The organism is Marinovum sp. 2_MG-2023 (genome assembly GCF_030548265.1).
Taxonomy (GTDB): domain Bacteria; phylum Pseudomonadota; class Alphaproteobacteria; order Rhodobacterales; family Rhodobacteraceae; genus Marinovum.
Map to the genome: position 1 here is coordinate 158521 of NZ_JAUOSD010000006.1, position 23035 is coordinate 181555.

The 23035-nt window shown below is 60.3% G+C and carries 23 protein-coding genes; 10 read left to right on the plus strand and 13 right to left on the minus strand.

Annotated features, from left to right (window positions below):
- Window positions 1–92: 92 nt before the first annotated feature.
- Window positions 93–1055, minus strand: coding sequence for a hydroxymethylbilane synthase (gene hemC / locus Q4577_RS09460; protein ID WP_303468314.1), 963 nt, complete (start codon window positions 1053–1055; stop codon window positions 93–95).
- A gap of 100 nt (window positions 1056–1155) precedes the next feature.
- On the opposite strand from hemC, the gene hemE reads away from it, so the two are divergent.
- The 8 genes from hemE to uvrC all read left to right on the plus strand — a co-directional run bounded on the left by hemE (window position 1156) and on the right by uvrC (window position 9431).
- Entirely contained in the window at window positions 1156–2193 is a 1038-nt protein-coding gene (hemE, locus tag Q4577_RS09465) for a uroporphyrinogen decarboxylase (RefSeq protein WP_303468325.1), read from the plus strand.
- A 110-nt stretch (window positions 2194–2303) separates the two neighbouring features.
- Complete coding sequence (locus Q4577_RS09470; RefSeq protein WP_303468426.1) at window positions 2304–3245, plus strand: ABC transporter ATP-binding protein; 942 nt, start codon at window positions 2304–2306, stop codon at window positions 3243–3245.
- Window positions 3242–4003: an ABC transporter permease gene (locus Q4577_RS09475; RefSeq protein WP_303468326.1), complete on the plus strand. Its 762-nt coding sequence runs from the start codon at window positions 3242–3244 to the stop codon at window positions 4001–4003. Before Q4577_RS09470 ends, Q4577_RS09475 begins: the two co-directional genes overlap by 4 nt.
- A gap of 130 nt (window positions 4004–4133) precedes the next feature.
- Window positions 4134–4931, plus strand: coding sequence for a S49 family peptidase (locus Q4577_RS09480; RefSeq protein ID WP_244687786.1), 798 nt, complete (start codon window positions 4134–4136; stop codon window positions 4929–4931).
- Window positions 4912–5124, plus strand: a complete 213-nt coding sequence (locus tag Q4577_RS09485; RefSeq protein ID WP_303468327.1) for a hypothetical protein — start codon at window positions 4912–4914, stop codon at window positions 5122–5124. The genes Q4577_RS09480 and Q4577_RS09485 overlap by 20 nt, the downstream gene beginning before the upstream one ends.
- Window positions 5121–6080, plus strand: a complete 960-nt coding sequence (locus tag Q4577_RS09490) for a calcium/sodium antiporter (RefSeq protein ID WP_244687790.1) — start codon at window positions 5121–5123, stop codon at window positions 6078–6080. Before Q4577_RS09485 ends, Q4577_RS09490 begins: the two co-directional genes overlap by 4 nt.
- Window positions 6081–6091: 11 nt before the next feature.
- Window positions 6092–6871, plus strand: a complete 780-nt coding sequence (locus Q4577_RS09495; RefSeq protein WP_303468329.1) for an SDR family oxidoreductase — start codon at window positions 6092–6094, stop codon at window positions 6869–6871.
- A gap of 685 nt (window positions 6872–7556) precedes the next feature.
- Entirely contained in the window at window positions 7557–9431 is a 1875-nt protein-coding gene (gene uvrC, locus Q4577_RS09500) for an excinuclease ABC subunit UvrC (protein ID WP_303468330.1), read from the plus strand.
- 96 nt (window positions 9432–9527) lie between these two features.
- Here the strand turns inward: uvrC and Q4577_RS09505 are convergent, their stop codons facing one another.
- The 6 genes from Q4577_RS09505 to Q4577_RS09530 are packed head-to-tail and all read right to left on the minus strand — an operon-like array spanning window position 9528 to window position 14540.
- Window positions 9528–10181: an HAD-IA family hydrolase gene (locus tag Q4577_RS09505; RefSeq protein ID WP_244687797.1), complete on the minus strand. Its 654-nt coding sequence runs from the start codon at window positions 10179–10181 to the stop codon at window positions 9528–9530.
- Window positions 10178–10855 carry a ribulose-phosphate 3-epimerase gene (gene rpe / locus Q4577_RS09510; protein ID WP_303468333.1) on the minus strand — a complete coding sequence of 226 codons (678 nt, stop codon included), beginning with the start codon at window positions 10853–10855 and terminating at the stop codon, window positions 10178–10180. The genes Q4577_RS09505 and rpe overlap by 4 nt, the downstream gene beginning before the upstream one ends.
- Before the next feature lie 59 nt (window positions 10856–10914).
- A complete protein-coding gene (locus Q4577_RS09515; protein WP_303468427.1) occupies window positions 10915–11922 on the minus strand; it encodes a P1 family peptidase in 1008 nt (335 codons plus the stop codon).
- Between the two features lie 57 nt (window positions 11923–11979).
- A complete protein-coding gene (locus Q4577_RS09520; protein ID WP_303468428.1) occupies window positions 11980–12330 on the minus strand; it encodes a cupin domain-containing protein in 351 nt (116 codons plus the stop codon).
- The gene (locus Q4577_RS09525) at window positions 12327–13067 is read right to left on the minus strand and encodes an SDR family oxidoreductase (RefSeq protein WP_244687799.1); all 741 of its coding nucleotides are present in this window, start codon (window positions 13065–13067) and stop codon (window positions 12327–12329) included. The genes Q4577_RS09520 and Q4577_RS09525 overlap by 4 nt, the downstream gene beginning before the upstream one ends.
- Before the next feature lie 30 nt (window positions 13068–13097).
- Complete coding sequence (locus Q4577_RS09530; protein ID WP_303468429.1) at window positions 13098–14540, minus strand: aldehyde dehydrogenase family protein; 1443 nt, start codon at window positions 14538–14540, stop codon at window positions 13098–13100.
- Window positions 14541–14724: 184 nt separating this feature from the next.
- Between Q4577_RS09530 and panB the strand changes: the two genes are divergently transcribed.
- Window positions 14725–15573 (plus strand): 3-methyl-2-oxobutanoate hydroxymethyltransferase, encoded by an 849-nt coding sequence (gene panB, locus Q4577_RS09535; RefSeq protein WP_303468336.1) that lies wholly within the window; start codon window positions 14725–14727, stop codon window positions 15571–15573.
- On the plus strand, window positions 15570–16424 hold the full coding sequence (gene panC / locus Q4577_RS09540; RefSeq protein WP_303468338.1) for a pantoate--beta-alanine ligase: 855 nt from the start codon (window positions 15570–15572) through the stop codon (window positions 16422–16424). Before panB ends, panC begins: the two co-directional genes overlap by 4 nt.
- 80 nt (window positions 16425–16504) lie before the next feature.
- Here the strand turns inward: panC and Q4577_RS09545 are convergent, their stop codons facing one another.
- From Q4577_RS09545 to Q4577_RS09570, 6 genes are all read right to left on the minus strand, one after another.
- Complete coding sequence (locus tag Q4577_RS09545; protein ID WP_303468340.1) at window positions 16505–17797, minus strand: acetylornithine deacetylase/succinyl-diaminopimelate desuccinylase family protein; 1293 nt, start codon at window positions 17795–17797, stop codon at window positions 16505–16507.
- A 79-nt stretch (window positions 17798–17876) separates the two neighbouring features.
- Window positions 17877–20153 (minus strand): ribonuclease R, encoded by a 2277-nt coding sequence (gene rnr / locus Q4577_RS09550; RefSeq protein WP_303468342.1) that lies wholly within the window; start codon window positions 20151–20153, stop codon window positions 17877–17879.
- Between the two features lie 123 nt (window positions 20154–20276).
- Entirely contained in the window at window positions 20277–20879 is a 603-nt protein-coding gene (locus tag Q4577_RS09555; RefSeq protein ID WP_303468343.1) for a DUF2064 domain-containing protein, read from the minus strand.
- Complete coding sequence (locus Q4577_RS09560; RefSeq protein WP_303468344.1) at window positions 20876–21298, minus strand: GNAT family N-acetyltransferase; 423 nt, start codon at window positions 21296–21298, stop codon at window positions 20876–20878. The genes Q4577_RS09555 and Q4577_RS09560 overlap by 4 nt, the downstream gene beginning before the upstream one ends.
- Window positions 21295–22467, minus strand: coding sequence for a succinyl-diaminopimelate desuccinylase (gene dapE / locus Q4577_RS09565; protein WP_303468345.1), 1173 nt, complete (start codon window positions 22465–22467; stop codon window positions 21295–21297). Before dapE ends, Q4577_RS09560 begins: the two co-directional genes overlap by 4 nt.
- A 200-nt stretch (window positions 22468–22667) precedes the next feature.
- Complete coding sequence (locus tag Q4577_RS09570) at window positions 22668–23018, minus strand: hypothetical protein (RefSeq protein ID WP_303468346.1); 351 nt, start codon at window positions 23016–23018, stop codon at window positions 22668–22670.
- Window positions 23019–23035 lie beyond the last annotated feature (17 nt).

The window sequence follows — 23035 nt, forward strand, 5'->3', positions numbered from 1 at the left end:
ATAATTCTTCTGGGCGTTGATAATCGGTCATATTGTTGCGCAACAGGTCAAAATCGCCTGTTGGCGCTAAAGGACGCGGCGTTTCTTTGGTGTCAGGTGCGCCAGTCAAAGAAACCCGGCCCGACCTGCGCCAAAAGCCGCCGCCCCATGTCATGGCCCAGCGCGGCGCCATCGGTGATGGGGGCGCTGGCTGCATCACACAGAACCTCGGTTCCATCGGGGCGCAGAACCTCGCCGCGCAGATGGAGCGTGTCGCCATCCAATTCCGCCAACCCGGCAATCGGTGTTTCACAGGATCCGTCCAAAGCGGCGAGAAAAGCACGCTCTGCCGCCAGCCGCTGTGCGGTTTCCGGATGGTGGATCGGTTCCAGCAGAGCGGCGGTGTTTGTGTCTTGGATGCGCCGTTCGATGCCAATTGCGCCTTGGGCGACGGCGGGCAGCATGTCATTTGCCGAAATCGCCTGTGCCGGGACATCGGTCAACATGCCCAATCGGGTCAGGCCGGCCATGGCCAGAAACGTGCATGTGGCCACGCCATCAGACAGTTTTTTCAGCCTTGTCTGTACGTTGCCACGAAATTGTACGACCGTCAGATCGGGCCGCTGGTGCAGCAATTGCGCCCGTCGCCGCAGCGAGGAGGTGCCGACAATCGCGCCTTCGGGCAATTCGGCAATGCCGCGAAACTGTGGTGAGACAAAGGCATCGCGCACGTCTTCGCGCGGCAGGAAACAATCCAGCACCAATCCGGCAGGCTGGTCCACGGGCATGTCTTTCATCGAATGCACCGCAATATCGATGCCGCCCTCCAGCAGCGCCGCTTCGATTTCGCGGGTAAACAGCCCCTTGCCGCCCAATTCCTTGAGCGGGGTGTCGCTGGCAATCAGCGCGCGGTCGTCGCCGGTGGTTTTGATCACCACGATGCGAAACGCCTCGGCAGGCAGATCAAAGGCCGCAGCGATTCTGTCGCGGGTCTCATGTGCCTGGGCCAGGGCCAAAGGCGATCCACGGGTGCCGATTTTCAGCGGAGAAGCGGGCGAGGGCAGGTTGTGCGTCATGCCCCACTGTCTAGCCTCGGCCCAGAGGGGTGACAAGCGCCCGCCTTGACATCGCCGCAGTGGCGGGGGACCAACCGGAAAACAAATTGCGGAGACCGGCATGACCAAAGCGACCAAACCCATCCTGCGCGCCCTTGCCGGTGAGACCCTGCCAACCCCGCCGATCTGGATGATGCGGCAGGCGGGGCGCTATCTGCCGGAGTATCGCGCGACACGTGCCCAGGCCGGTGATTTTCTGTCGCTGTGTTATAACTCTGATCTGGCGGCTGAGGTCACATTGCAGCCGATCCGGCGATATGGCTTTGATGCGGCGATCCTGTTTGCCGATATTTTGCTGGTGCCCCAGGCGCTTGGCGCGGATCTTTGGTTTGTCACCGGCGAAGGCCCGCGTCTGTCGACGGTGACCGAACAGCGCGACTTCGATGCGCTGAAACCGGCAACAGACATTCACGACACACTGGCGCCGATTTACGAAACCCTACGCATATTGACCGGGGAATTGCCGCCAGAGACCACGCTGATCGGTTTTGCCGGTGCGCCCTGGACCGTGGCGACCTATATGATTGCCGGGCGTGGCACACCGGATCAGGGGCCGGCCCATGCGTTGAAAGATGAAAATCGCCGGCTGTTCGAGGCGCTTTTGGATCGGATCACCGAGGCGACAATTGATTATCTTTCCATGCAGATTGATGCCGGGGCCGAGGTGGTCAAACTGTTCGATAGCTGGGCTGGGTCGCTGAAAGGTGATGATTTTCAACGCTATGCATTGGAGCCGGCCAAGCGGATCATTTCTGCGTTGAAGGCAAAGCACCCCAATACGCCGGTCATCGCCTTTCCGCGTGAGGCCGGTGAAAAATACATCGGGTTCCACAAGGCGACAGGGGCGGATTGCGTGGCGCTGGACAATTCGGTGGATGCCGCATGGGCCGCGACGCATGTGCAGGTCGATGGCTGTGTGCAGGGCAATCTGGCCTCACGTCACATGGTGACCGGTGGTTCGGCGCTGGTCGAGGACACCCGCCAAATCGTCGCTGCATTGCGCAACGGGCCGCATATTTTCAATCTTGGTCACGGGATTACGCCGGATGCGGACCCGGAAAACGTACAATTGATGATTGATACGGTGCGAAACACCTGACGAAATTCGTCGACTGTGCGTCAATGCGCAAGGCACCCTGCATTGCGATTTGCACGTTGTGTCACATCTGCGCGTGATTAAATTAGCCCCTCGCAGTCAGGGAAGGGGCGATCATGTCAATTGTGGATATTCTGGACCTGAAAAAGGTCTATGATGGCGGGTTCGAGGCGCTCAAAGGTGTCACGCTTGCCATTGAAGAGGGCGAGATCCTTGCCCTGCTCGGCCCGAACGGGGCGGGAAAGACGACACTGATTTCAACGGTTTGCGGCATCGTTAACCCCAGCTCCGGCAGTGTCACTGTCGGCGGGCATGACATCCAGCGGGATTTTCGTGCTGCGCGGGCGATGATCGGTCTGGTGCCACAGGAAATTCACCTCGAACCATTTGAAACTGTCTGGAACACTGTGCGGTATTCCCGTGGTTTGTTCGGCTTGCCGCGCGACGATGCGCATATCGAAAAGGTGCTGCGGCAATTGTCGCTGTGGGACAAACGGAAATCCAAGACGATGGAACTGTCCGGCGGCATGAAGCGCCGGGTGTTGATCGCCAAGGCGCTAAGCCACGAACCCCGCGTGCTGTTCCTTGATGAACCGACCGCCGGGGTCGATGTAGAGCTGCGCAAGGATATGTGGAACGTGGTGGCGGATCTGAAGGCGTCTGGGGTCACCATCATCCTGACCACCCATTACATCGAAGAAGCCGAGGCAATCGCCGACCGCGTGGGGGTGATCGCCAAGGGCGAATTGCTCTTGCTGGAGGAAAAGGCGGCGCTGATGGCGCGTATGGGTAAAAAGACGCTGGATATTGAATTGACCGCGCCGGTGGTGGACTTGCCTGCCGTTCTGGCGGGGTATGATCTGGACTTGATCAGTGATGGCCAGACTCTGCGCTATAGCTATGACACCAAAGGCGACCGCACCGGGATTACCAAATTGCTGGCGGATCTGGCGGCGGCGGGCCTGCAAATGCGGGATCTGCAAACCCGGCAATCCAGTCTCGAAGAAATTTTCGTCGATCTCGTGTCCGAGACAGATCAGGAGGATGCAGCATGAACCTGCAGGCGGTAAAATCCATCTATAAGGTTGAAATGGCGCGGTTCTTTCGCACCCTCGCGCAGAGCTTCATTTCGCCGGTGATTTCAACCTCGCTGTACTTTGTGGTCTTTGGCACCGCCATCGGCAGTCGCATCGACCAGGTCGAGGGCATCAGTTATGGCGCGTTCATTGTGCCGGGGTTGATCATGCTGACGGTGATGACCCAAGGCATTTCCAACGCCTCTTTCGGGATCTATTTCCCGAAATTCATCGGGACGATTTTTGAACTTCTGTCTGCCCCGGTGAATTTTCTGGAAATCGTGATTGGATTTGCGGGCGCGGCGGCGACCAAGGCGATGTTCATCGGGTTGGTGATCCTTGCGACATCGGCGTTGTTTGTCGACATCACCATCATGCATCCCTTTGCCATGCTGGCATTTCTGGTGCTGACCTGCGTGTCCTTTGCGTTGTTCGGATTCATCATCGGCATCTGGGCCAAGAATTTCGAGCAGCTGCAATTGATCCCGTTGCTGGTGGTCACGCCCTTGGTGTTCCTTGGCGGGTCGTTCTATTCGATTTCGATGTTGCCGCCGATCTGGCAGACGATTTCGTTTTTCAACCCGGTGGTCTATCTTATTTCCGGCTTTCGCTGGTCGTTCTTTGGCACATCGGATGTGCCGATCGGTCTGAGTTTGCTGGCGATTGCCGGGTTTACCGCGCTCTGTCTGGGGATTGTGTGGTGGATTTTCCGAACCGGCTGGCGCATTCGGTCCTGACCGGCCCGGCCCCGGTCGACGGGCCATCGTGACTTTCTTGCAACGCTGCGGCGGGGTGAACTTGGCGTGACCAAAAGTTTGCCCCGCGCGAACCTTGTTTGTCGGCGTGGGCCTGTCTACATGCCCAAACATGAAACATTGGCTTCCATTCGTGAAATCCGGGCCGAACGTGGCCGTCATCCGTCTGAGCGGCGCCATCGGCACCGGCGGGCGGGGTTCATTGACCGACAGCGGGCTGGCGCCCTTGCTGGAAAAGGCATTCAAACGCGGCAAACCCGACGCAGTTGCGCTTGAAATCAACTCTCCTGGCGGCTCGCCGGTGCAATCTTCGTTGATTGCCGCCCGCATTCGCCGATTGGCCGCCGAAAAAGACATTCCCGTGTTCGCCTTCGTCGAAGATGTGGCCGCTTCGGGCGGCTATTGGCTGGCCAGTGCTGCAGATGAGATTTTTGCCGATCATTCCTCGATCCTTGGTTCGATCGGTGTGATCTCTGCAGGGTTCGGGGCGAATGTGTTCCTGGCCCGACAAGGGCTTGAGCGTCGGGTGCATACCGCTGGCACCTCCAAAAGCTTCCTCGATCCGTTCCAACCGGAAAAGGAAGAGGATGTGACCCGCTTGCGGCGGCTTCTGGATCAATTGCACGTCAATTTCATCCATCAAATCAAGGAACGGCGCGGTGACAAGCTGGCCGATCATCCGGATTTGTTCACGGGTGAGGTTTGGATCGGCGAACGTGCCCAGCAGGTGGGGCTGATCGACGGCATCGGACATCTGGACGCGGTGATGAAAGAGCGCTTTGGCGACAAGGTGAAATTCCGCCGCTACGGTCGCAGCCGGTCCTTGGCGCAACGCTTGGGGCTGTCATTGGTCGAAGATGCGCTGGGACAGATCGAAGAACGGGCGGCTTATGCCCGGTTCGGGCTGTGATGTGATCGTCAAGATAGTCACTTTATTTCTGATTGGTATGGGTGTGCTGGCGATGTTCGGCAAGCTGCGGCTGCCCAATGTGCGCAAACTTGGCGGCAAATACCTTGGATCAGAAAAATGCCGGTCCTGTGGGCGGTATCGTATCGGCAAGGGCAAATGTCCCTGTGGTGGAAACAAGGGAAAACGTGGATGATAGTGTGGCTGCTCTGTGTGCTGGGGCTGGTGATCTTGCTTTTGGCTGGCGATGCCTTGGTCAAGGGGGCGGTGAACCTGTCGTTGCGGGTTGGCATTCCGGCGCTGATCGTCAGTCTGACAATCGTTGCCTTTGGCACTTCGGCGCCTGAACTTCTGATCGCGATTGCGGCGGTGCACGAAGGTGCGCCGGGGCTTGCCCTTGGCAATGTGGTGGGATCAAACACCGCCAATATCCTGATGGTGTTGGGTATTCCGGCGATTTTGGCGACCTTGCACACGTCGGATTGTGACACGCGAAAATCCTATTTTCAGATGCTCGCCGCCACGGCGTTGTTCATCGCGCTGGCCTTTTGCGGCAGCTTTACTTGGGTGTCGGCGCTGGTGCTTTTGGCGGCACTTGCCGTCATGCTTTGGATTGCCACCAAAGACGCGCTGGCCCACCGCCGCGAAACCAGGGTCGCCTCGGAGGAGGCGGAGTTGGAGGATCTGGAAGGAGCCGATCCGAATATGCCCTGGTGGAAGATCTGGATGTTCCTGCTTCTGGGGTTGATTGGTCTGCCTTTGGGCGCGGATATTCTGGTCGACAATGCGTCGCATATTGCGCGGATGTATGGGGTTTCGGACACGGTGATTGGCTTGACGCTGGTTGCTCTGGGCACGTCGCTGCCTGAGTTGGCCACCACGGTGATGGCGGCGTTGCGCCGTCAGGCCGATGTGGCGCTGGGCAATGTGATCGGGTCGAATATGTTCAATCTGCTGGCAATTATCGGTGTTGCGGCGTTGATTGGTCCGATCCCGGTTGATCCGACCTTCTTGCGGTTTGATCTTTGGGTGATGCTCGGGGCGTCGCTGTTGCTTGCGCCATTTGTCCTGCTGCGTTGGAATATTTCGCGGATTTGGGGGGCGGTGTTGACCATTCTTTATCTCGCCTATGTCACCATAGTGATCATCTAATCGACGAGGGCATGATGCGGGCATTGGTGACAGGGGCGGGCAAACGATTGGGTCGCGCTATGGCGATCTATCTGGCCGGGCGGGGATTTGACGTGGCGTTGCACTACGCCAGCTCTGCCGATGCGGCGGACAGCGCCGCGGCAGAGGTCCGCGCCATGGGGCGCAAGGCCGTCACGTTGCAGGCCGATCTGCTGGACGAGGGTGCGACACAGGCGCTTCTGCCACAGGCCGCCACTGAACTGGGCGGCCCGATTACCGTGCTGGTCAACAATGCATCCATCTTTGAATACGACACGTTGCAGAGTGCGACGCGCTCTTCCTGGGATCGCCATATGGAGAGCAATCTGCGGGCACCCTTTGTCCTGACCCAGGCTTTGGCAGCACAGGTGCCGGCGGCGGTGGCTGACGACAATGGGGAACCGCTGGCACAGGCCTTGGTGGTCAATATGATCGACCAGAGGGTGCGCAAGCTGACACCGGAATTCATGACCTATACGCTGGCCAAGATGGGGTTATGGGCCTTGACCCAGACCGCCGCACAGGGGCTGGCCCCGGATGTGCGGGTCAATGCCATTGGTCCCGGCCCGACATTGCAGGGCGGTCGGCAAAGCGCAGACCATTTTGCCCGCCAGCGGTCCGCGACGGTATTGGGACGTGGGGCAAATGCCGCCGATATCACGGCGGCCCTTGGGTATCTTCTGGACGCTCCGGCGGTCACGGGGCAGTTGATTTGCGTGGACGGCGGTCAGCATCTTGGCTGGCAAACGCCGGATGTGCTGGGGGTTGAATAAACCCCGATTGGGTCGCTTTTGGCCTTGACCCGACGGAAGTTGTGCACCGGCCAAAAACGATCTGTCGAATTGTTACAAATTGTTAATGTTTTCAGATATTTATCAAGGGAAATAAAAATTTCCCTTTGATGTCAGGATGTTGCGGGGAAGCCTAAAAATTGGGCAAATTGATCAACCCGCCTGAATAACAGAGAAAATTCCCCGTCATCTAAACTAGTCCCCGTAGTTATCCACAGAAACGGTGGATTTGTTTTGCCTTGCTGTAGAGTTCGAAATCTCGGGTGTCAGGGAATCGAAATCTTGGCGTTGCGGCGGCGAAATCCGACTTTTTCTTGCGTCTTCAACGGAGCAAAGAATTTTGAATCGGCTCTGGATGACATCCTGCGGTTTTGACGCGGGGTTTTAATTTCATCCACCGGCAGATCAATGGCCCTTCACGCCGCCTCAAAATCCACATCCTGTTAACCATTTTGATGAAAGTTGCGGCAATAAAGGGTAAATAATCAGTATGTTAAACCCGTCGGCCCAATTCCGAGCATTTTATATAAACTATTTGAAACCCAACGGGTTTTGCCCTGGGGCCGCAATTTGTGCCCAGACTTATCCACAGCCCTTGGGGGTTTATCTTGCTTGCCTTGGGCATGGTGCCGTTGCAGCGCCCCGCCGGGAATCATAGGTTGCCGCCATGACCGATGCGCCCGAAGACAAGATCCCGCCCCAACCCACCGGCCACGCCTGTATTGCGGCCTATCTGAAGACACTCGGCAGTGCGCCGGGGGTCTATCGCATGCTGGATGCGAAGAACGCTGTGCTCTATGTCGGCAAGGCGCGTAACCTGCGGGCGCGGGTGTCGAATTATGCCCGTCCCGCTGGGCACAGCCCGCGCATCGCGCGGATGATCCGCGACACGCACTCGATGATGTTCCTGACCACGCGCACCGAAACCGAAGCGCTGCTGCTGGAACAGAACCTGATCAAACAGTTGAAGCCAAAGTACAACGTGCTGCTGCGCGACGACAAAAGCTTTCCCAATATTCATGTGACGGATCACGGATTTCCGATGATCCACAAGCATCGCGGCGCGAAAAAGGACAAGGGCGCCTATTACGGCCCCTTTGCCAGTGCCGGGGCGGTGAACCGGACCTTGAATCAGCTGCAAAAGGTGTTTCAGCTTCGAAATTGTTCGGATTCGATGTTCGAGGGGCGCACGCGACCCTGTCTGCTGTATCAGATCAAACGTTGCAGCGCGCCCTGTGTCGGCAAGATCTCCGAAGCGGATTATGGGGAAAGCGTGGCGGACGCCCAGCGGTTCCTGTCGGGGCGGTCGACCCATGTGCAGGAGAAGCTGGCAGGAGAAATGCAGGAGGCGTCTGATGCGATGGAGTTCGAACGCGCCGCCGCGTTGCGCGACCGTATTCGCGCGCTGACCCAGGTGCAGACGGCACAGGGCATCAATCCGCGTACCGTGGAAGAGGCCGACCTGATTGCGCTGCATCTGGAGGATGGACAGGCCTGCGTGCAGGTGTTTTTCATTCGCGCCAATCAAAACTGGGGCAATCGCGATTTCTATCCCCGGGTGGGCGAGGATGTGGATGCGGCGGAGGTGTTGGAGGCCTTTATCGGCCAGTTCTACGACAGCAAGGAGCCGCCGAAACAATTGATCCTGAGCCATGGGATCGAGAATGACGATCTGATGGCTGATGCGCTGAGCCAGAAGGCGGGGCGCAAGGTGACGCTTTTGGTGCCGCAGCGCGGTGAAAAGGCCGAGTTGATTGAATCGGCGGTGCGCAATGCCCGCGAAAGTCTGGGCCGCAAGATGGCCGAGACCGCGACCCAGGCGAAGCTGCTGCGCGGCGTGGCTGAGGCGTTTGGGTTGGAAAAACCGCCGCAGCGGATCGAAACCTATGACAACAGCCACATCCAGGGCGCGCATGCGGTTGGGGCGATGATTGTCGCCGGGCCGGAAGGGTTTTTGAAGAACCAGTACCGCAAGTTCAACATCAAGGGTGATGACCTGACCCCGGGCGATGATTTCGGCATGATGAAAGAGGTGCTGACCCGGCGGTTCAAGCGGCTGCAAAAGGAAGACCCGGAACGGGTCAAGGGCATGTGGCCGGACCTTTTGCTGATTGACGGCGGCGCGGGGCAGGTGTCTGCCGTGGCCGAGATCATGCGGGAATACGGGGTCGAAGATATTCCGATGGTCGGCGTCGCCAAAGGTGTTGATCGTGATCAGGGCAAAGAGGAATTTCACCGCATTGGCACGCGCCCGATGGCGCTGCGACGCAATGATCCGGTGCTGTATTTCATTCAGCGGATGCGGGATGAGGCGCACCGGTTCGCCATTGGTACCCATCGCGCAAAACGGTCCAAGGCGGTCGGCGCAACGCCGCTGGACGAGGTGCCGGGCGTGGGGGCCGCACGCAAACGCGCGCTCTTGGCGCATTTCGGATCTGCCAAGGCGGTGAGCCGCGCCAATCTGGCGGATCTTCGGGCCGTGGATGGTGTGTCAGAGGCGCTGGCCGAAAAAATCTATGCGTTTTTTCACGAGGCCGGTTAGGCGTTTTCAAACGGTGCGCGGGCGCGCGCAGGTTGCTTTGCGCTCAGGCCACGCAGGCCTTGAGGGGCGCTGCCCCTCAAACACCCCGGGATATTTTCAAACAGAAGAAGCCTGGGACCGGACAAGATCCGGGAGTGCGTCGAAATGCGAGAACGCGGCGCTGTGCGGCAGATCCGCGACCGGGGTTTTGCGGTAGCCTTCGGTATAAAGCAGGAAGGTGATGTTTGCCGCCACGGCGGTTTCGGCGTCGGTTTCGCTGTCGCCGATGTAGAGCGGTTTTTCCGCACCATCGAGGGCGGCAAAAAGCATGGCGGGGTCGGGTTTGCGTGTTGGCAGGCTGTCGCCGCCGATCACCCGGTCAAACAGGGGCGCGAGGCCGGTATCGTCGAGGCATTTCACCGTCGCGTCATAGGGTTTGTTGGTGCAGATCGTCAGGCTGTGGCCGTCTGCACGCAGCGTGTTCAGCGCCCCAAGCGCGCCGGGGTAGATCACCGAAGGCGGTGTTGGCACGGTGACATATTCCTGCAGGATGGTGTCGTGCAGCGGGGCATAGTGGTCGGCCGGCAGGTCGAGGTGGGCGATGACCTGTTCGATCAGTTTGGGAAAGCCCCGCCCGACGAAGCCCTTTACCGTGGGTTCCGCCAATGCGGGGATATCGAATTTTGCCAGTCCGGTGTTCACCGAAGCAGCGATTTGCGGCACGCTGTCGATCAGGGTGCCGTCGAGGTCAAAGGCGATTGTCAGGCTCATGTCAGGCTGTCCCGGATGGCGCGCATGTTGTCGCCATAGGTTTCGGGTTTGTCGACGGAGCCGCCCCGGAACACGGCAGAGCCGGCAACCAGCACATCGGCACCGGCCTCGACCACCAGGGGTGCGGTTTTGGGATCAACGCCGCCGTCGACCTGGATATGGATGTCGCGGTCGCCGATGGCGGCACGGATTTTGCGGATCTTGGCGGTCATGTCGATGAATTTCTGGCCGCCAAAGCCGGGGTTCACCGTCATCACCAACACCATGTCGGCCAGATCGAGCAATTCGGTGACTGCCTCGGCCGGGGTGCCGGGGTTGAGGGCGACACCGGATTTCATGCCTGCGGCGCGGATCGCCTGAAGCGTGCGGTGGATGTGCGGGCCGGCCTCGACATGGGCGGTCAGCATATCGGTGCCTGCTTCGGCATAGGCGTCGATATAGGGGTCGACCGGCGCGATCATCAGGTGGACGTCCATGAAGGTTTTCACATGCGGGCGGAACGCCTTGACCGCCGGAGGGCCGAAGGTCAGGTTTGGCACGAAATGGCCATCCATCACGTCGACATGTACCCAATCGGCGCCCTGGTCTTCGATGGCGCGGATTTCCTGGCCGAAGTTGGCAAAGTCGGCGGAGAGGATCGAGGGGGCGATTTTTACGGAACGGTCAAAGGACATGTGGCAGGCTCCTGCAGCGGTTTGCCTGTGTCATATGGATTTGCGGCACAGAGGTCCAGTTAGCCGGTCGAATTTGCCGCAGACCAACAGGGCATGCGATCGTTGGGGGCGGGCGAGGCATGGTAGATGGCGCGGGCAATGGCGCGTGACAGGCAACAGGCGGCGGCATGGCAAATGTTCAGTATCTGCCAGTCCGGTGCTGCCAGGTCCTGGGCGCCGGTGCTGGCGGCAAAGATCAGGTCACCATCCATTGGGGTATGCGCGGGCACGATGGCGCGGGCGATACCATCATGGGCGGCGGTGGCCATGCGCTGGGCCTGGGCCTTGGTCAGCTGTGCATCGGTGGCGACAATGGCGATGGTGGTATTGCCCTGCGCCGCCATCGCCGCGAGTTTGCGGCTGTGGCGCAGGTCGCGGTGTGTTGGCGCGGGGTCGGGGCCGAGCTGGCCGAATTCACCATTGATTTCAAACGGTGATGCCCAGAAATGGCGTTCGCCGGGTGTCGTGACACAGCCCACGGGATTTGCGGCAACCAATGCGCCGACGGTGATGCCGTCGTCGAGCAGGACACTGGCCGAGCCCAATCCGCCTTTTAGCATTGCGGTGCTGGCGCCGGTGCCTGCACCGGTGGTGCCAAGGGGGAAGTCATGCGTGGCCGCCAATAGCGCCGTTTTTCCGAGGCCTGGATAGGGATTGCTGGCCCAGGCTTTATTGCCGCCATTCAGCAGGTCAAACAGGATCGCAGCGGGCACCAGGGGCACCCGCGCCGGGCCGACCGCAAAACCGCGACCCTGTTCGGCCAGCGTGTCCATCACGCCCTGTGCCGCCGCCAGACCAAAGGCCGAGCCGCCGGACAAGACCAATGCATCGACCGCAGGGGCCATTTTGTCTGGCGCGAGGAGGTCGGTCTCACGCGTGCCGGGTGCGCCGCCCATCACCGCGACCGAGGTCACAAAGGGCGCGTCGCCGACCAGCACGGTGCAACCGGATTTCAGCGCCGCATCGCTGGCGTTGCCGACACGCAGCCCCGCGATATCGGTGATGAGGTTTCGGGGGCCGGGGGTCATCTGCATCGCTGGTTCCTGTGGCGGGGGGAGGATTGCGTATTTGAAAAGAGAAGAAGCCTAGATATGTGGTTTCGGCGCGGCGGTGGCGGGATCGCCGGTGTTCGGCTCGCCCTTGGGTTCGATCAACAGAACCTTGCATTCCTGTGCGGCGCGGGGCCGATGGGTGACGCCGCGTGGCACGATGAACAATTCGCCGGCCTTGACCGGATGGGATGTCCGATCAAGATCCATCACCATTTCCCCTTCGAGGACCAGAAAGAAATCATCGGTATCTTCATGCAGGTGAAAGGGAAATTCGCCCTGAAATTTCACCACCATCACATCGTTGCCGTTGTAGTATCCGACAACATGCGGGGCCCAGTGGCGGTCGAACATTGCCAGCTTTTCGGCCAGATTGATGGTCTTCATATGCATCGGCCCCCGTCCACTTCCATACAGACCCCGGTGACCAGACTGGCCTCGTCCGAGCAGAGGTAGCAGGCGGCATTTGCGATGTCTTCGGGCATGGAAAACCGCCCCAGGGGAATGGTCGACAAAAAGGCGTCGCGCCGTTCCGGGGTGTCTTCCCCCAGAAATGACGCCAGCAGCGGCGTGTCGCCCGCGACCGGGTTCACCGCATTGACGCGAATGCCATGCGGGGCCAGTTCGATGGCCATCGCTTTGGTCGCGGTGTTCATCCAGCCCTTTGAAGAATTGTACCAATTCAGATTAGGACGGGGAGAGACGCCTGCGGTTGAGGCGATGTTGAGGATTGCACCGGTGCCGCGCGCCTTCATCAGGGGCAGGACCGATTTGGCGGTGTAATAGACAGATTTGCAATTCACGGCGAAGACCCGGTCGAAATCGTCTTCGCTGACGTCTTCCATCGGGGCGGGCAAATGGGTGACGCCGGCATTGTTGACCAGAATGTCGATGTCGCCCATCAGTTCGGTGGCCTTGTCGATCATGTGCTGGACGCTGGCGCCGTCGGCCACATCAACACGTTGCCCCACGCCGCCGTATTCTTCGGCGACGTTGCGCGCCGCTTCATAGTTGATGTCGGCCAGCATGACCTGCGCGCCCTCGATCAGGAATTTATGTGCGATTCCGGCGCCAAATCCCGATCCTGCGCCGGTGACGATGGCGGTTTTGCCCTGCAATCTCATGGTTTGCCTCCCCTCAGAGTGTTGGTGGTCCTAGCCGTGATAGGCCGCAACGGTTTTCAAAGACGAAAACCCGTAAAGTGCTTCAAAGCCTTTTTCCCGGCCGTGGCCGGATTTTCCGATGCCGCCAAAAGGCAGTTCGACCCCGCCGCCGGCACCGTAGTTGTTGATATAGACCTGCCCAGAGTGCAAAGCGCGTGCCATGCGCATCTGGCGTGCGCCATCGCGGGTCCAGACCCCGGCCACCAATCCGTAATCGGTGCCATTGGCGATGCGGAGTGCCTCTTCTTCGCTGTCAAACGGGATGATCGCCTGAACCGGGCCAAAGATTTCCTGCTGCGCCAACGGGTGGTCGGGCGGCACATTGTCCAGAAGCGTTGGCGGGGCGTAATGCCCGGGGCCATCTGGGATCCTGGCCTGTGCCGCGATGGTCAGGTCGCCGGCCTGGGCCAGAAATCCGCTGACAATCCCCTGTTGCCGGGCGGAAATCATCGGCCCGACGTCAAGATCCGCCATTGCCGGACCGACCTGAAGGGCGGCGTAACGCTCTGCCATTCGGTCGCGCAATGTTTCGTGCAGGTCACGGTGCACCAACACGCGAGACGAGGCCGAACAGGTTTGACCGGCGTTCTGGATGCCGGCATTGACCAGGAATGGCAAAGCGGCGTCGAGGTCGGCATCGTCAAACACCACTTGCGGGGATTTTCCGCCCAGCTCCAACGTCACGGGCACCACATTGCGCGCGGCAAGGGTCTGAACCGTGCTGCCGGTGGCAACAGAGCCGGTGAAGCTGACGTGCTGGATGCCGGGATGTCCGGCCAATGCGGCACCGGCCTCGGCCCCCAGGCCGGGCACGACATTCAGCGCGCCGGGCGGCAAGCCGGCCTGTTCTGCCAGCCAGGCAAAGGCGAGCGCGGTCATGCAGGCCTCCTCGGCGGGTTTCAGCACACAGGCATTGCCCATCGCCAAGGCCGCGCCGACTGAGCGGCCAATGATCTGCATGGGATAGTTCCATGGGATGATATGGCCGGTCACCCCATGCGGTTGCCGCAGGGTATAGACGGTATAGCCGTCAAGATAAGGAATGGTCTGGCCATGTACCTTGTCGGCCGCGCCGCCATAAAATTCACAGTACCGCGCCAGGGCCACGGCATCGTTGCGCGCCTGGGTCAGCGGTTTGCCGACATCCAGTGCCTCCAGCTCGGCAAGCCAATCCAGTCGTGCGCGCACCAAATCGCCCAGCCGGGTCAGGATTCGACCACGTTCGACCGGTGCCATCCGCCCCCAATCGCCATCCAATGCGCCCCGTGCCGCCGCGACACCGGCATCAATATCCGCCGCACTGCCGCGCGCAATCTGTGCCAAAGTGGTGGTGTCGGAAGGGTTTAACAGTGCCAGAGTCGCGCGGTTTTCCGCCGGGCGCCATTGGCCATTTATCAGGATCAGCGACGGATCAAACGGCAATTCAGGCAACATCATGGGGCACCTCCGGTTTTGGTATACCATCGAACAGGCGCATTCTGATCGCAAGCGGGGAATTATCATTGCGCCAGTGGGCCTGAGGGGGATGTGATCTTGCGTGGCAAAATGCCAAGACATCTGGATTCCCCAGAGTTGCGCTGCTACATCGGGTCAGAATGAAGCAACCGGAGGCCCGCAAATGAGCGCGACCGCCCGCAAAACTGCCCCGATGCCGGATGATATCCGCGCACGCAAAGGGGGTACACCGATTGTGTCCCTCACCGCCTATACCACGCCAATGGCCGAAATGATGGATGCGCATTGCGACTTTGTCCTGGTTGGCGACAGCCTGGCGATGGTGTTGCATGGTCTGTCCTCCACTGTGCATGCCACTTTGGACATGATGATTCTGCATGGCAAGGCCGTGGCGCGTGGGTTGAAACAGGCGATGATGGTCGTCGACCTGCCTTTTGGGAGCTACGAAGAAAGCCCACAGCAGGCGTTTCGCAATGCCGCCCGCGTGATGGCGGAAACCGGCGCGGGCGCGGTCAAGCTTGAGGGCGGTGTCGAGATGGCGGAAACGATCGCCTTTCTGACCAAACGCGGTATTCCGGTGATGGCGCATATCGGCCTGACACCACAGGCCATCAACACGCTTGGCGGCTACAAGGTGCAGGGCCGGGGCGATGGTGCCAAGCAATTGACCGATGATGCAATTGCGGTTGCGGATGCGGGGGCTTTTGCTGTTGTGCTGGAAAAAGTGCCGGACACCCTGGCCAAGGCCCTGACGCTCAAGATCGAGATTCCGACAATTGGCATCGGCGCTTCGGCGGGATGTGATGGCCAGATTCTGGTGGTGGATGACATGTTGGGGATGTTCACGGCGTTCAAGCCGAAATTCGTCAAACGCTATGCCAATCTGAGGGAACAGGGCGAAGCCGCGATTGCGACCTTTGCCGCAGAGGTGCGCGCCCGCGAATTTCCCGGCCCGGAACATGTGTTTGCCGATGAAGCCCCACAGCCCAAGACCACGGAGACAAAAGCGTGAGCGTTCCGATCCTTCGCGATCTTGATGCCCTGCGGGCCCTGACCCGTTCATGGCACATGGCGGGAGAGGTGATTGGCGTGGTGCCAACGATGGGGGCATTGCACGATGGTCATCTCAGCCTGGTTGCCGCCGCCAAAGAGCGCGCCGATCGGGTGATCGTGACGATCTTTGTCAACCCGAAGCAATTCAACAACGCCGATGATCTAAAGAATTACCCCCGCACCGAACAGGATGACGCCCGCAAACTGGAACGGTTTGCAGTGGATGCCATCTGGGCACCAGAGGGGGATACGATGTATCCATCAGGGTTCGCCACCGGGGTCTCTGTGGCCGGGTTGACCGATGTCTTGTGTGGCGCATATCGCCCCGGCCATTTCGATGGCGTGACCACGGTGGTGACCAAATTGTTCACCCAAACCGCCGCCGATCTGGCGTTTTTCGGTGAAAAGGATTTCCAGCAGCTTCAGGTCGTGCGCCGCCTGTCCCGTGATCTGAACCTCGGGACAGAGATTGTCGGCTGTCCGACCATTCGGGAAATGGATGGTCTGGCAATGTCTTCGCGCAATCTGCTTTTGTCTGATCGTGCGCGGGTCAAGGCCCCCCAATTGTATCGGGTGATGAAGGATATCGCGGCGGGCTTGGCGGCGGGGCAATCGATGTCGGATCTGGTGCCGCCTGCGCTGGCGACCTTGGAAAAGGCGGATTTCCTGTCGGTCGACTATCTGGAACTGCGCGATTGTGACACGCTTTCGCTTCTGGACCGGCCAAGCGAACCCGCGCGTTTGCTGGCGGCTGCGCATCTGGCCGGGGTGCGGTTGATTGACAACATCGACGTGCCGCAGATCAGCTGACAACGGGATTTGCGTATTTAAGAAAGAGAAGAAGCCGAAAATTTAAATTAAATTGCGCTTCTTCTCTTTAAAAATACGCATTACCGGGGTTTCGGCAAACACAGGTCTGCCAAGGACAGGGCCATGACCTGCGCACTGTCGACCATGTCCTCGATGCCAACCCATTCGTCTGGCTTATGCGCCAGTTCCAGAACCCCCGGCCCATAGGCAATACAGTTTTTCAACCGCCCGATCCGGTCGATATGTTTTTGATCGTAGGTTCCGGGCGATGCCACGTAATCCGGGGCGCGGCCCATCACCGTCTCGATTGCCCCGGCCACTGTTGTGACGATTGGTGCGGCTTGGTCTGTCATCGACGGGGCCACATGGTTGATTTCTTCCAGCCTGTAGTCGAATTTTGGCCGCGTTGCTTTCAGCTCTTCCAGCAGCGCGCGCACCTCGCCTGATACGCTAGCATGGCTTTCTTCTGCCAGATAGCGGCGGTCGATCACCATGCGACAGGAATCCGGTACGCAATAGGCCGGCAGGCCGGTGTAATCCGCCGCTTGCTCGTTTTCGCCGCCGTGGATGGAGTTGATGTTCATGGTAGATGCTTTGGCGCCATCGGGCACCACCGGCATGTCGGTATGTCGTGCAGCCATGGCCGGGAAAAGATCGGTTTCGAAACGGTCGATCACCGCGCTCATGTGGCGCACCGCGCAATCCCCCAAAAACGGCATCGCCCCATGGGCAATCTCCCCCAGGGTTTCGATTTCCGCCCACCACGCGCCCCGGTGGCCAAGGCAGATCCGATCCTTGTTGAGCGGTTCCGGAATGATCACATGCTGCACGCGGGAGGGCGCGAAAAATCCCTGTTCCGCGAGATAGGCAACTCCGCCATACCCGCCTGATTCCTCGTCTGCCGTGGCGCTGATTTCCACCGCGCCGGCAAAATCCGGGCAGAGATCCACAAACACTTCGGCCGCGATAATCGACGCGGCCAACCCGCCCTTCATGTCACAGGCCCCCCGGCCATAGACCCGCCCATTGCGCACCTCGCCGCCAAATGGATCGACGGTCCAGCCTTTGCCGACCTCGACCACATCGGTGTGGCTGTTGAAATGCACACATTCACCCGCACGTGTCCCGTCGCGTCGTGCAACCATGTTCCAGCGCGGATAGCGGTCGCTGTCGCCGGGGGCGCCAATGGCGCGGATCATCTGAATTTCGAAGTTGCGCGCCTGCAATCGCGCCGCCAGAAAATCACAGATTTCGCGGTAGTTGTCGCCCGGCGGGTTCAACGTCGGGATGCGGATCAAATCCTGGGTCAGCGCCACAAGGTCGTCGCGCCGGGCGGTAATTTCGCTTCGCAATTGGGTCTGAATATCGGGCATGCGCCTAGTTTTGCGCCTGCGGACCCGTTGTGCAAGCGGCGATGCCGCCTGCACCTCAGATCGCGTTCATTTGTGCCGATTACCGTCGCTTGCGGCTGACTTTTGCGGCTTTTTTCTTGGATTTGACAAGTTTGCGTTTCGACGGCCCACTGCGCCCCCTTGGCCCGCCGCGACCGCGCGGGCCGCCGCCATTCCTGTGGCCCTGAGGGGGTTTCTCGCCGTTGATTTCCAGCAATTCCAGCGCGATGCCACCCGTGACCGGCGCGGCTTCGGTCAGTCGCACGGTGACGCGCATGCCGATGGTGATGGTCAGCCCGGTGTCGGACCCCATCAGCGTGGCGGTATTGGCATCAAAGTGGAAATATTCGCGGCCCAGATTGCGCATCGGGATCAGCCCATCCGCCCCGGTTTCATCCAGTTTCACAAAGGCACCAAAGCGGGCAATACCGGAAATCCGGCCAGAGAATTCCTCGCCCACGCGTTCGGACAAAAAGGCCGCCAGATAACGATCCGTGGTGTCGCGTTCGGCAATCATCGACCGGCGTTCGGTGTCAGAGATATGGGTGGCCGTCGGCTCCAACTTGTCGATATCGACATGTGACAGCCCGTCGTCCCCCCAGCCATGCGCCGAGATCAACCCGCGATGCACGATCAGGTCGGAATACCGCCGGATGGGCGACGTGAAATGCGCGTAATTTTGCAGCGCCAGGCCGAAATGGCCGAAATTCTTCGGGCTGTAATAGGCCTGGGTCATGGACCGCAGGGTGGCGATATTGATCAGCTCGCTTTCCTCGGTGCCGGCTGCGGCATGCAGCAAACCGTTCAGATGCGCGGTCTTCAAAACCTGCCCCTTGGCCAGTGTCAGCCCGGCGCTTTCAGCGGTTTCACGCAAGGAGTCGAGCTTTTCGGGTGGCGGTTCTTCGTGCACACGGAACAGAAGCGGGGTCTTCTTGGCGATCAGGGTTTCGGCGGCGGCCACATTGGCAAGGATCATAAATTCCTCGATCAGTTTATGCGCGTCCAGCCGATCCTTGAAGTTGATCGAGGTGACTTTGCCCTCTTCCGACAGCTCAACGCGCCGCTCTGGCAGGTCAAGATCAAGCGGCTGGCGGTTGGCCCGGGCCTTTGTAAGCGCAGCATATGCGGCATAAAGTGGCCGGATCACCGGGTCCATCAGTTCGGCCACATTATCGTTCGGGCGGCCATCCATGCCGTCCTGCACTTCCTGATAATGCAGCGAGGCAGGCGAGCGCATCAAACCCCGGACAAACCGGTGCGAGAGTTTCTCGCCACGCGCCGAAATCTGCATCCGCACCGCGATACAGGCGCGCGGCACACCCTCGTGCAACGAGCAGAGATCGCCGGACAAGCGGTCGGGCAGCATTGGCACCACCCGATCGGGAAAATAGCTGGAATTGCCGCGCCTGCGGGCCTCGTGGTCCAGCGCAGAGCCGGGGCGCACATAACAGGCCACATCGGCAATCGCGACCCAGACGATGTGACCGCCCGGGTTCTTGGGATCGTCGTCGGCATGGGCGTAACAGGCATCATCGTGATCGCGGGCATCCGCCGGATCAATGGTGATAAGGGGCATATCGCGCAGGTCTTCGCGCCCGGACAGGCCGGCAGGCTTCATCGCGTCGGCCTCGGCAATCACCTCGTCCGGGAAATCGTCGGGAATGCCGTGCTGGTGGATCGCAATCAACGATACCGCGCGCGGCGCGGTCGGATCGCCCAGCCGTTCAACAATACGGGCGCGGGGCAGGCCCATGCGGCCCTTGGGGCCGGCCAATTCAGCCTCGACCAATTCGCCGTCTTTCGCCCCATGCACATCGCCGGCCGCGACCTGCCATTCCTTGTCCGCGCCTTTGTCGACCGGTTTGATCCGCCCACCTTCGGTGCGTTTGGCAAAGACGCCCAGAATGCGGCGCGGGTTGGTGCCGATCCGACGGATCAGGCGGGCCTCGTAATTGTGATCCTCTTCCTGCACCACTTGCAGGCGGGCCAGAATGCGGTCGCCTTCGCCCAGTGCCGGATCGCTCGCGCGCGGCACCACCAGCACAATCGGCTCCACCCCTTCGCCGTGCCATTCCAGCGGCTTGGCAAAAAGATCGCCATCGGCATTCGGCGCTTTGACCTGCAAGACCGACACCGGCGGAAGCCGGTCTGGATCGCGATAGGTCTTCTTGCGTTTTTCCAGATGGCCCTCGGCCTCCAACTCCTTCAACAGGCGTTTGAGGTCGATGCGGGCTGCGCCTTTGATGCCAAAGGCCTTGGCGATATCGCGTTTGGCTGTCAGCGTCGGATTGGCGGCGATCCAGTCAAGGATCTGGGATTTTGTGGGCAATTGGCTCATGTGCAAAGCCGTAGCATGTGCGCGGGGGATCGTCACCGCGAAAGTCCCGGGCTTCTTCTGTTCAAAAATATCCCGGGGGAGGCCAAAGGCCGGGGGCAGAGCCCCCTTGTGCCCCTCACTGCCTTAAGGAACGGACTGGACCGTCTGACCAAGTCCTTGCAAATCGTCCACGGTGTCGACATCCGCCAGCGTGTCAATTTGCGCAATGCGTGCTCCGGGCAATGTGGCGCGGCTGTCGGCCAATGCATTGGGGCCGGACCAGCGCACATCTTTCAGAAAACCGGCGGGCGCACGGCCTGGGTGGCGCAGCCCGACCAGCCAATACCCGCCATCCGGCGCAGGACCGAAAACCGCATCGTTGCGGCCAAGGCTGGCAAAGGCACGTGCCACATGTGGCGGCGTGATACCGGGAATATCGCCGCCAATGATACAGGCCGGACCGGGGGGCATAGCGCGCATCAGCCGGGCCATGCGATCGCCCAGGGAGCCGCGGCCTTGTGCCACGCGGGGCAAATGTGCGGGCCAGATCCGGCTGGCGATCCCGTCACGGTCCGGCGATACCGCCAAAACCAACTGCCACCGCGGATCGTCGAGCCGTCGGATCAAGCGCGCGGTTTGATGGCGAAACCACCACGCTGCGGTGGTCATGCCAATGTCGCGGCCCAGCCGGGTTTTTACCCGACCGGGGCGGGGTTCCTTCAACATCAAGATCAGATGTCGGGTCAAAGCGGCTTTTCCATCATCCGGTGGGGAATGCCTGCGTCGTCGAAGTCATCGCCATAGGCGGTAAAGCCCAGTTTTTCATAGAACGGGATCGCATGCAGCTGCGAACCAAGTGCGGCGCGGGTAAATCCGCCTTCTAGGCGCATTTCGTCCAGTGCCGCCGCAATCAATGCCGCGCCCAATCCGGTGCCACGGGCCTGTTTCACCACACAGACCCGGCCTATCTTGCCGGTGGTGCCATGGCGCAGAATGCGGGCGGTGCCCAGCGGCGTGCCATCCTGCACCGCCAGAAGATGCAGGGCGGTGGCGTCATATGCGTCGCGTTCGATGTCTGCGGGCACGCCCTGTTCGTCGACAAACACCGCAAATCGCAGTTTCAGACAGGTTTCCAGATCGTCGGTGCGGGTGATGGTGGCATTCATTTTGCAAAATAATCCTTCAGGACACGCGCATAAATCGCCTTCAACTGATGGATCTGATCCACGGCCACATGTTCATCAACCTGATGCATGCTGCGGCCGACAAGGCCGAATTCCACCACCGGGCAGTGATCCTTGACGAACCGCGCATCAGACGTGCCGCCGGTGGTGCTGAGTTCCGGTTCAACACCGGTTTCGGCCTTGACCGCACCGGCCACCAGATCGGACAGGGGCCCCGGCGGGGTCACGAAACTCTCTCCTGATATCTTGACGCGCAGGTCGATTTTCACCCCAAACTCGGCCGCGACGGCGTCTGCCCTGGACTGAAGCCAGTTTTGCAGCGCCTTGCCTGTATGGGCATCGTTGAAGCGGATGTTGACGGTCGCGGTGCAGCTGCCGGGGATGACATTGGTGGCCGGGTTGCCGGTGTCGATGGTGACAACCGCCAAAGTGGAGGCATCAAAATGCGCGGTGCCCCGGTCCAATTCATGAGATGACAGCTGATCCATCAGACGCGCCAAGGCGGGAAGCGGATTTTTGGCGCGATGGGGATAGGCGGCATGCCCCTGCACACCGGTCACGGTGAACCATGCATTCAACGAACCACGCCGCCCGATCTTCATCATCTGGCCCATGTGGTCGGGGCAGGTCGGCTCTCCCACTAGACACACGGACATCTGTTCGCCGTTTTGGTCCATATGCTGCAAGAGTTCGATGGTGCCGTGGTCGGCGTCGCCCTCTTCATCGCCGGTGATCGCCAGGATCAAGGCGCCCTCGGGGGGGGCGTCGCGTACCAGATCAATCGCGGCGGCAACAAAGGCTGCGACGCCGGACTTCATATCGGTGCTGCCACGCCCGTAAAGCACACCATCGACGATCTCGGCACCAAAGGGATCATGGGTCCAGTCATCGGGATTGCCGATCGGCACCACGTCGGTATGGCCATTGAAGCCAAACGTCTTTTCATGACCCTTGGCGCCCCAGCGGGCAAACAGATTGCGGATCCCGCCCTGATCCACCCTTGTGCATTCGAACCCGGCGGACGACAGCATGTCCTGCAACAAGACCAATGCGCCCCCTTCATCAGGGGTGACAGAGCGGCAGCGAACCAGCGCGGCCGTCAGATCTGCCGGATCAACAGCGGATGTGAGGGGGGGATTTTCAGCGGGCATGGCTGGCTCCGATGGTATGGGATTGTGACCTGATAGCAGCGGCTTGGCGCTGCGGACCTGTATCGCTTAGCAGAATGGGCCGGACGGGGCTAGGCCGCCCGCCGGGAATGGTAACGGCCATAGGGTGGGGTGGTCTGTGCCAAATTCCGAGAAGGGATTTGCGAACCGCCGCCGCCCGGTGTGTGTTTGGGGGGGATGGTTCAGTGGGCGTCCTGATCCGTCAACGGTTCGTAAAACGGAGTGATCTGCGCCACGATCACCGAATTCTCATCCAGAGCGCGTTGCATCAGATCGGCTTCGGTCTTGTCGATCTCTTCACCGGTTTGCCGACGTTCGTCCAGCGTGCCATGGCCGGTCACGTCCAGCGGCGCGAGGTCAGCTTGTTTCAGGATGGCGACGGTTTCGCGGACGGCTTCGGCTTCATCCACGCCAGAGGCATAGCAGATCAGCCCCGCACCGGTGGCGCCCTCGGGCAGGCCATCGCCGGATTTGCGGCCGACCTGAACAACAAGGGTGTAGACGTGATGCGGTTTTTTCGGCGGTTTGGTCATAGTGAACCTTTGGCGCT

Bases quoted from the DNA above. Each gene is read 5' to 3' on its own strand.
- hemC (WP_303468314.1), bottom strand. From the start codon at position 1,055: ATGACGCACAACCTGCCCTCGCCCGCTTCTCCGCTGAAAATCGGCACC.
- hemE (WP_303468325.1), top strand. From the start codon at position 1,156: ATGACCAAAGCGACCAAACCCATCCTGCGCGCCCTTGCCGGTGAGACC.
- Q4577_RS09475 (WP_303468326.1), top strand. From the start codon at position 3,242: ATGAACCTGCAGGCGGTAAAATCCATCTATAAGGTTGAAATGGCGCGG.
- Q4577_RS09480 (WP_244687786.1), top strand. From the start codon at position 4,134: ATGAAACATTGGCTTCCATTCGTGAAATCCGGGCCGAACGTGGCCGTC.
- Q4577_RS09485 (WP_303468327.1), top strand. From the start codon at position 4,912: ATGCCCGGTTCGGGCTGTGATGTGATCGTCAAGATAGTCACTTTATTT.
- Q4577_RS09490 (WP_244687790.1), top strand. From the start codon at position 5,121: ATGATAGTGTGGCTGCTCTGTGTGCTGGGGCTGGTGATCTTGCTTTTG.
- Q4577_RS09495 (WP_303468329.1), top strand. From the start codon at position 6,092: ATGATGCGGGCATTGGTGACAGGGGCGGGCAAACGATTGGGTCGCGCT.
- uvrC (WP_303468330.1), top strand. From the start codon at position 7,557: ATGACCGATGCGCCCGAAGACAAGATCCCGCCCCAACCCACCGGCCAC.
- Q4577_RS09505 (WP_244687797.1), bottom strand. From the start codon at position 10,181: ATGAGCCTGACAATCGCCTTTGACCTCGACGGCACCCTGATCGACAGC.
- rpe (WP_303468333.1), bottom strand. From the start codon at position 10,855: ATGTCCTTTGACCGTTCCGTAAAAATCGCCCCCTCGATCCTCTCCGCC.
- Q4577_RS09515 (WP_303468427.1), bottom strand. From the start codon at position 11,922: ATGACCCCCGGCCCCCGAAACCTCATCACCGATATCGCGGGGCTGCGT.
- Q4577_RS09520 (WP_303468428.1), bottom strand. From the start codon at position 12,330: ATGAAGACCATCAATCTGGCCGAAAAGCTGGCAATGTTCGACCGCCAC.
- Q4577_RS09525 (WP_244687799.1), bottom strand. From the start codon at position 13,067: ATGAGATTGCAGGGCAAAACCGCCATCGTCACCGGCGCAGGATCGGGA.
- Q4577_RS09530 (WP_303468429.1), bottom strand. From the start codon at position 14,540: ATGTTGCCTGAATTGCCGTTTGATCCGTCGCTGATCCTGATAAATGGC.
- panB (WP_303468336.1), top strand. From the start codon at position 14,725: ATGAGCGCGACCGCCCGCAAAACTGCCCCGATGCCGGATGATATCCGC.
- Q4577_RS09545 (WP_303468340.1), bottom strand. From the start codon at position 17,797: ATGCCCGATATTCAGACCCAATTGCGAAGCGAAATTACCGCCCGGCGC.
- rnr (WP_303468342.1), bottom strand. From the start codon at position 20,153: ATGAGCCAATTGCCCACAAAATCCCAGATCCTTGACTGGATCGCCGCC.
- Q4577_RS09560 (WP_303468344.1), bottom strand. From the start codon at position 21,298: ATGAATGCCACCATCACCCGCACCGACGATCTGGAAACCTGTCTGAAA.
- dapE (WP_303468345.1), bottom strand. From the start codon at position 22,467: ATGCCCGCTGAAAATCCCCCCCTCACATCCGCTGTTGATCCGGCAGAT.
- Q4577_RS09570 (WP_303468346.1), bottom strand. From the start codon at position 23,018: ATGACCAAACCGCCGAAAAAACCGCATCACGTCTACACCCTTGTTGTT.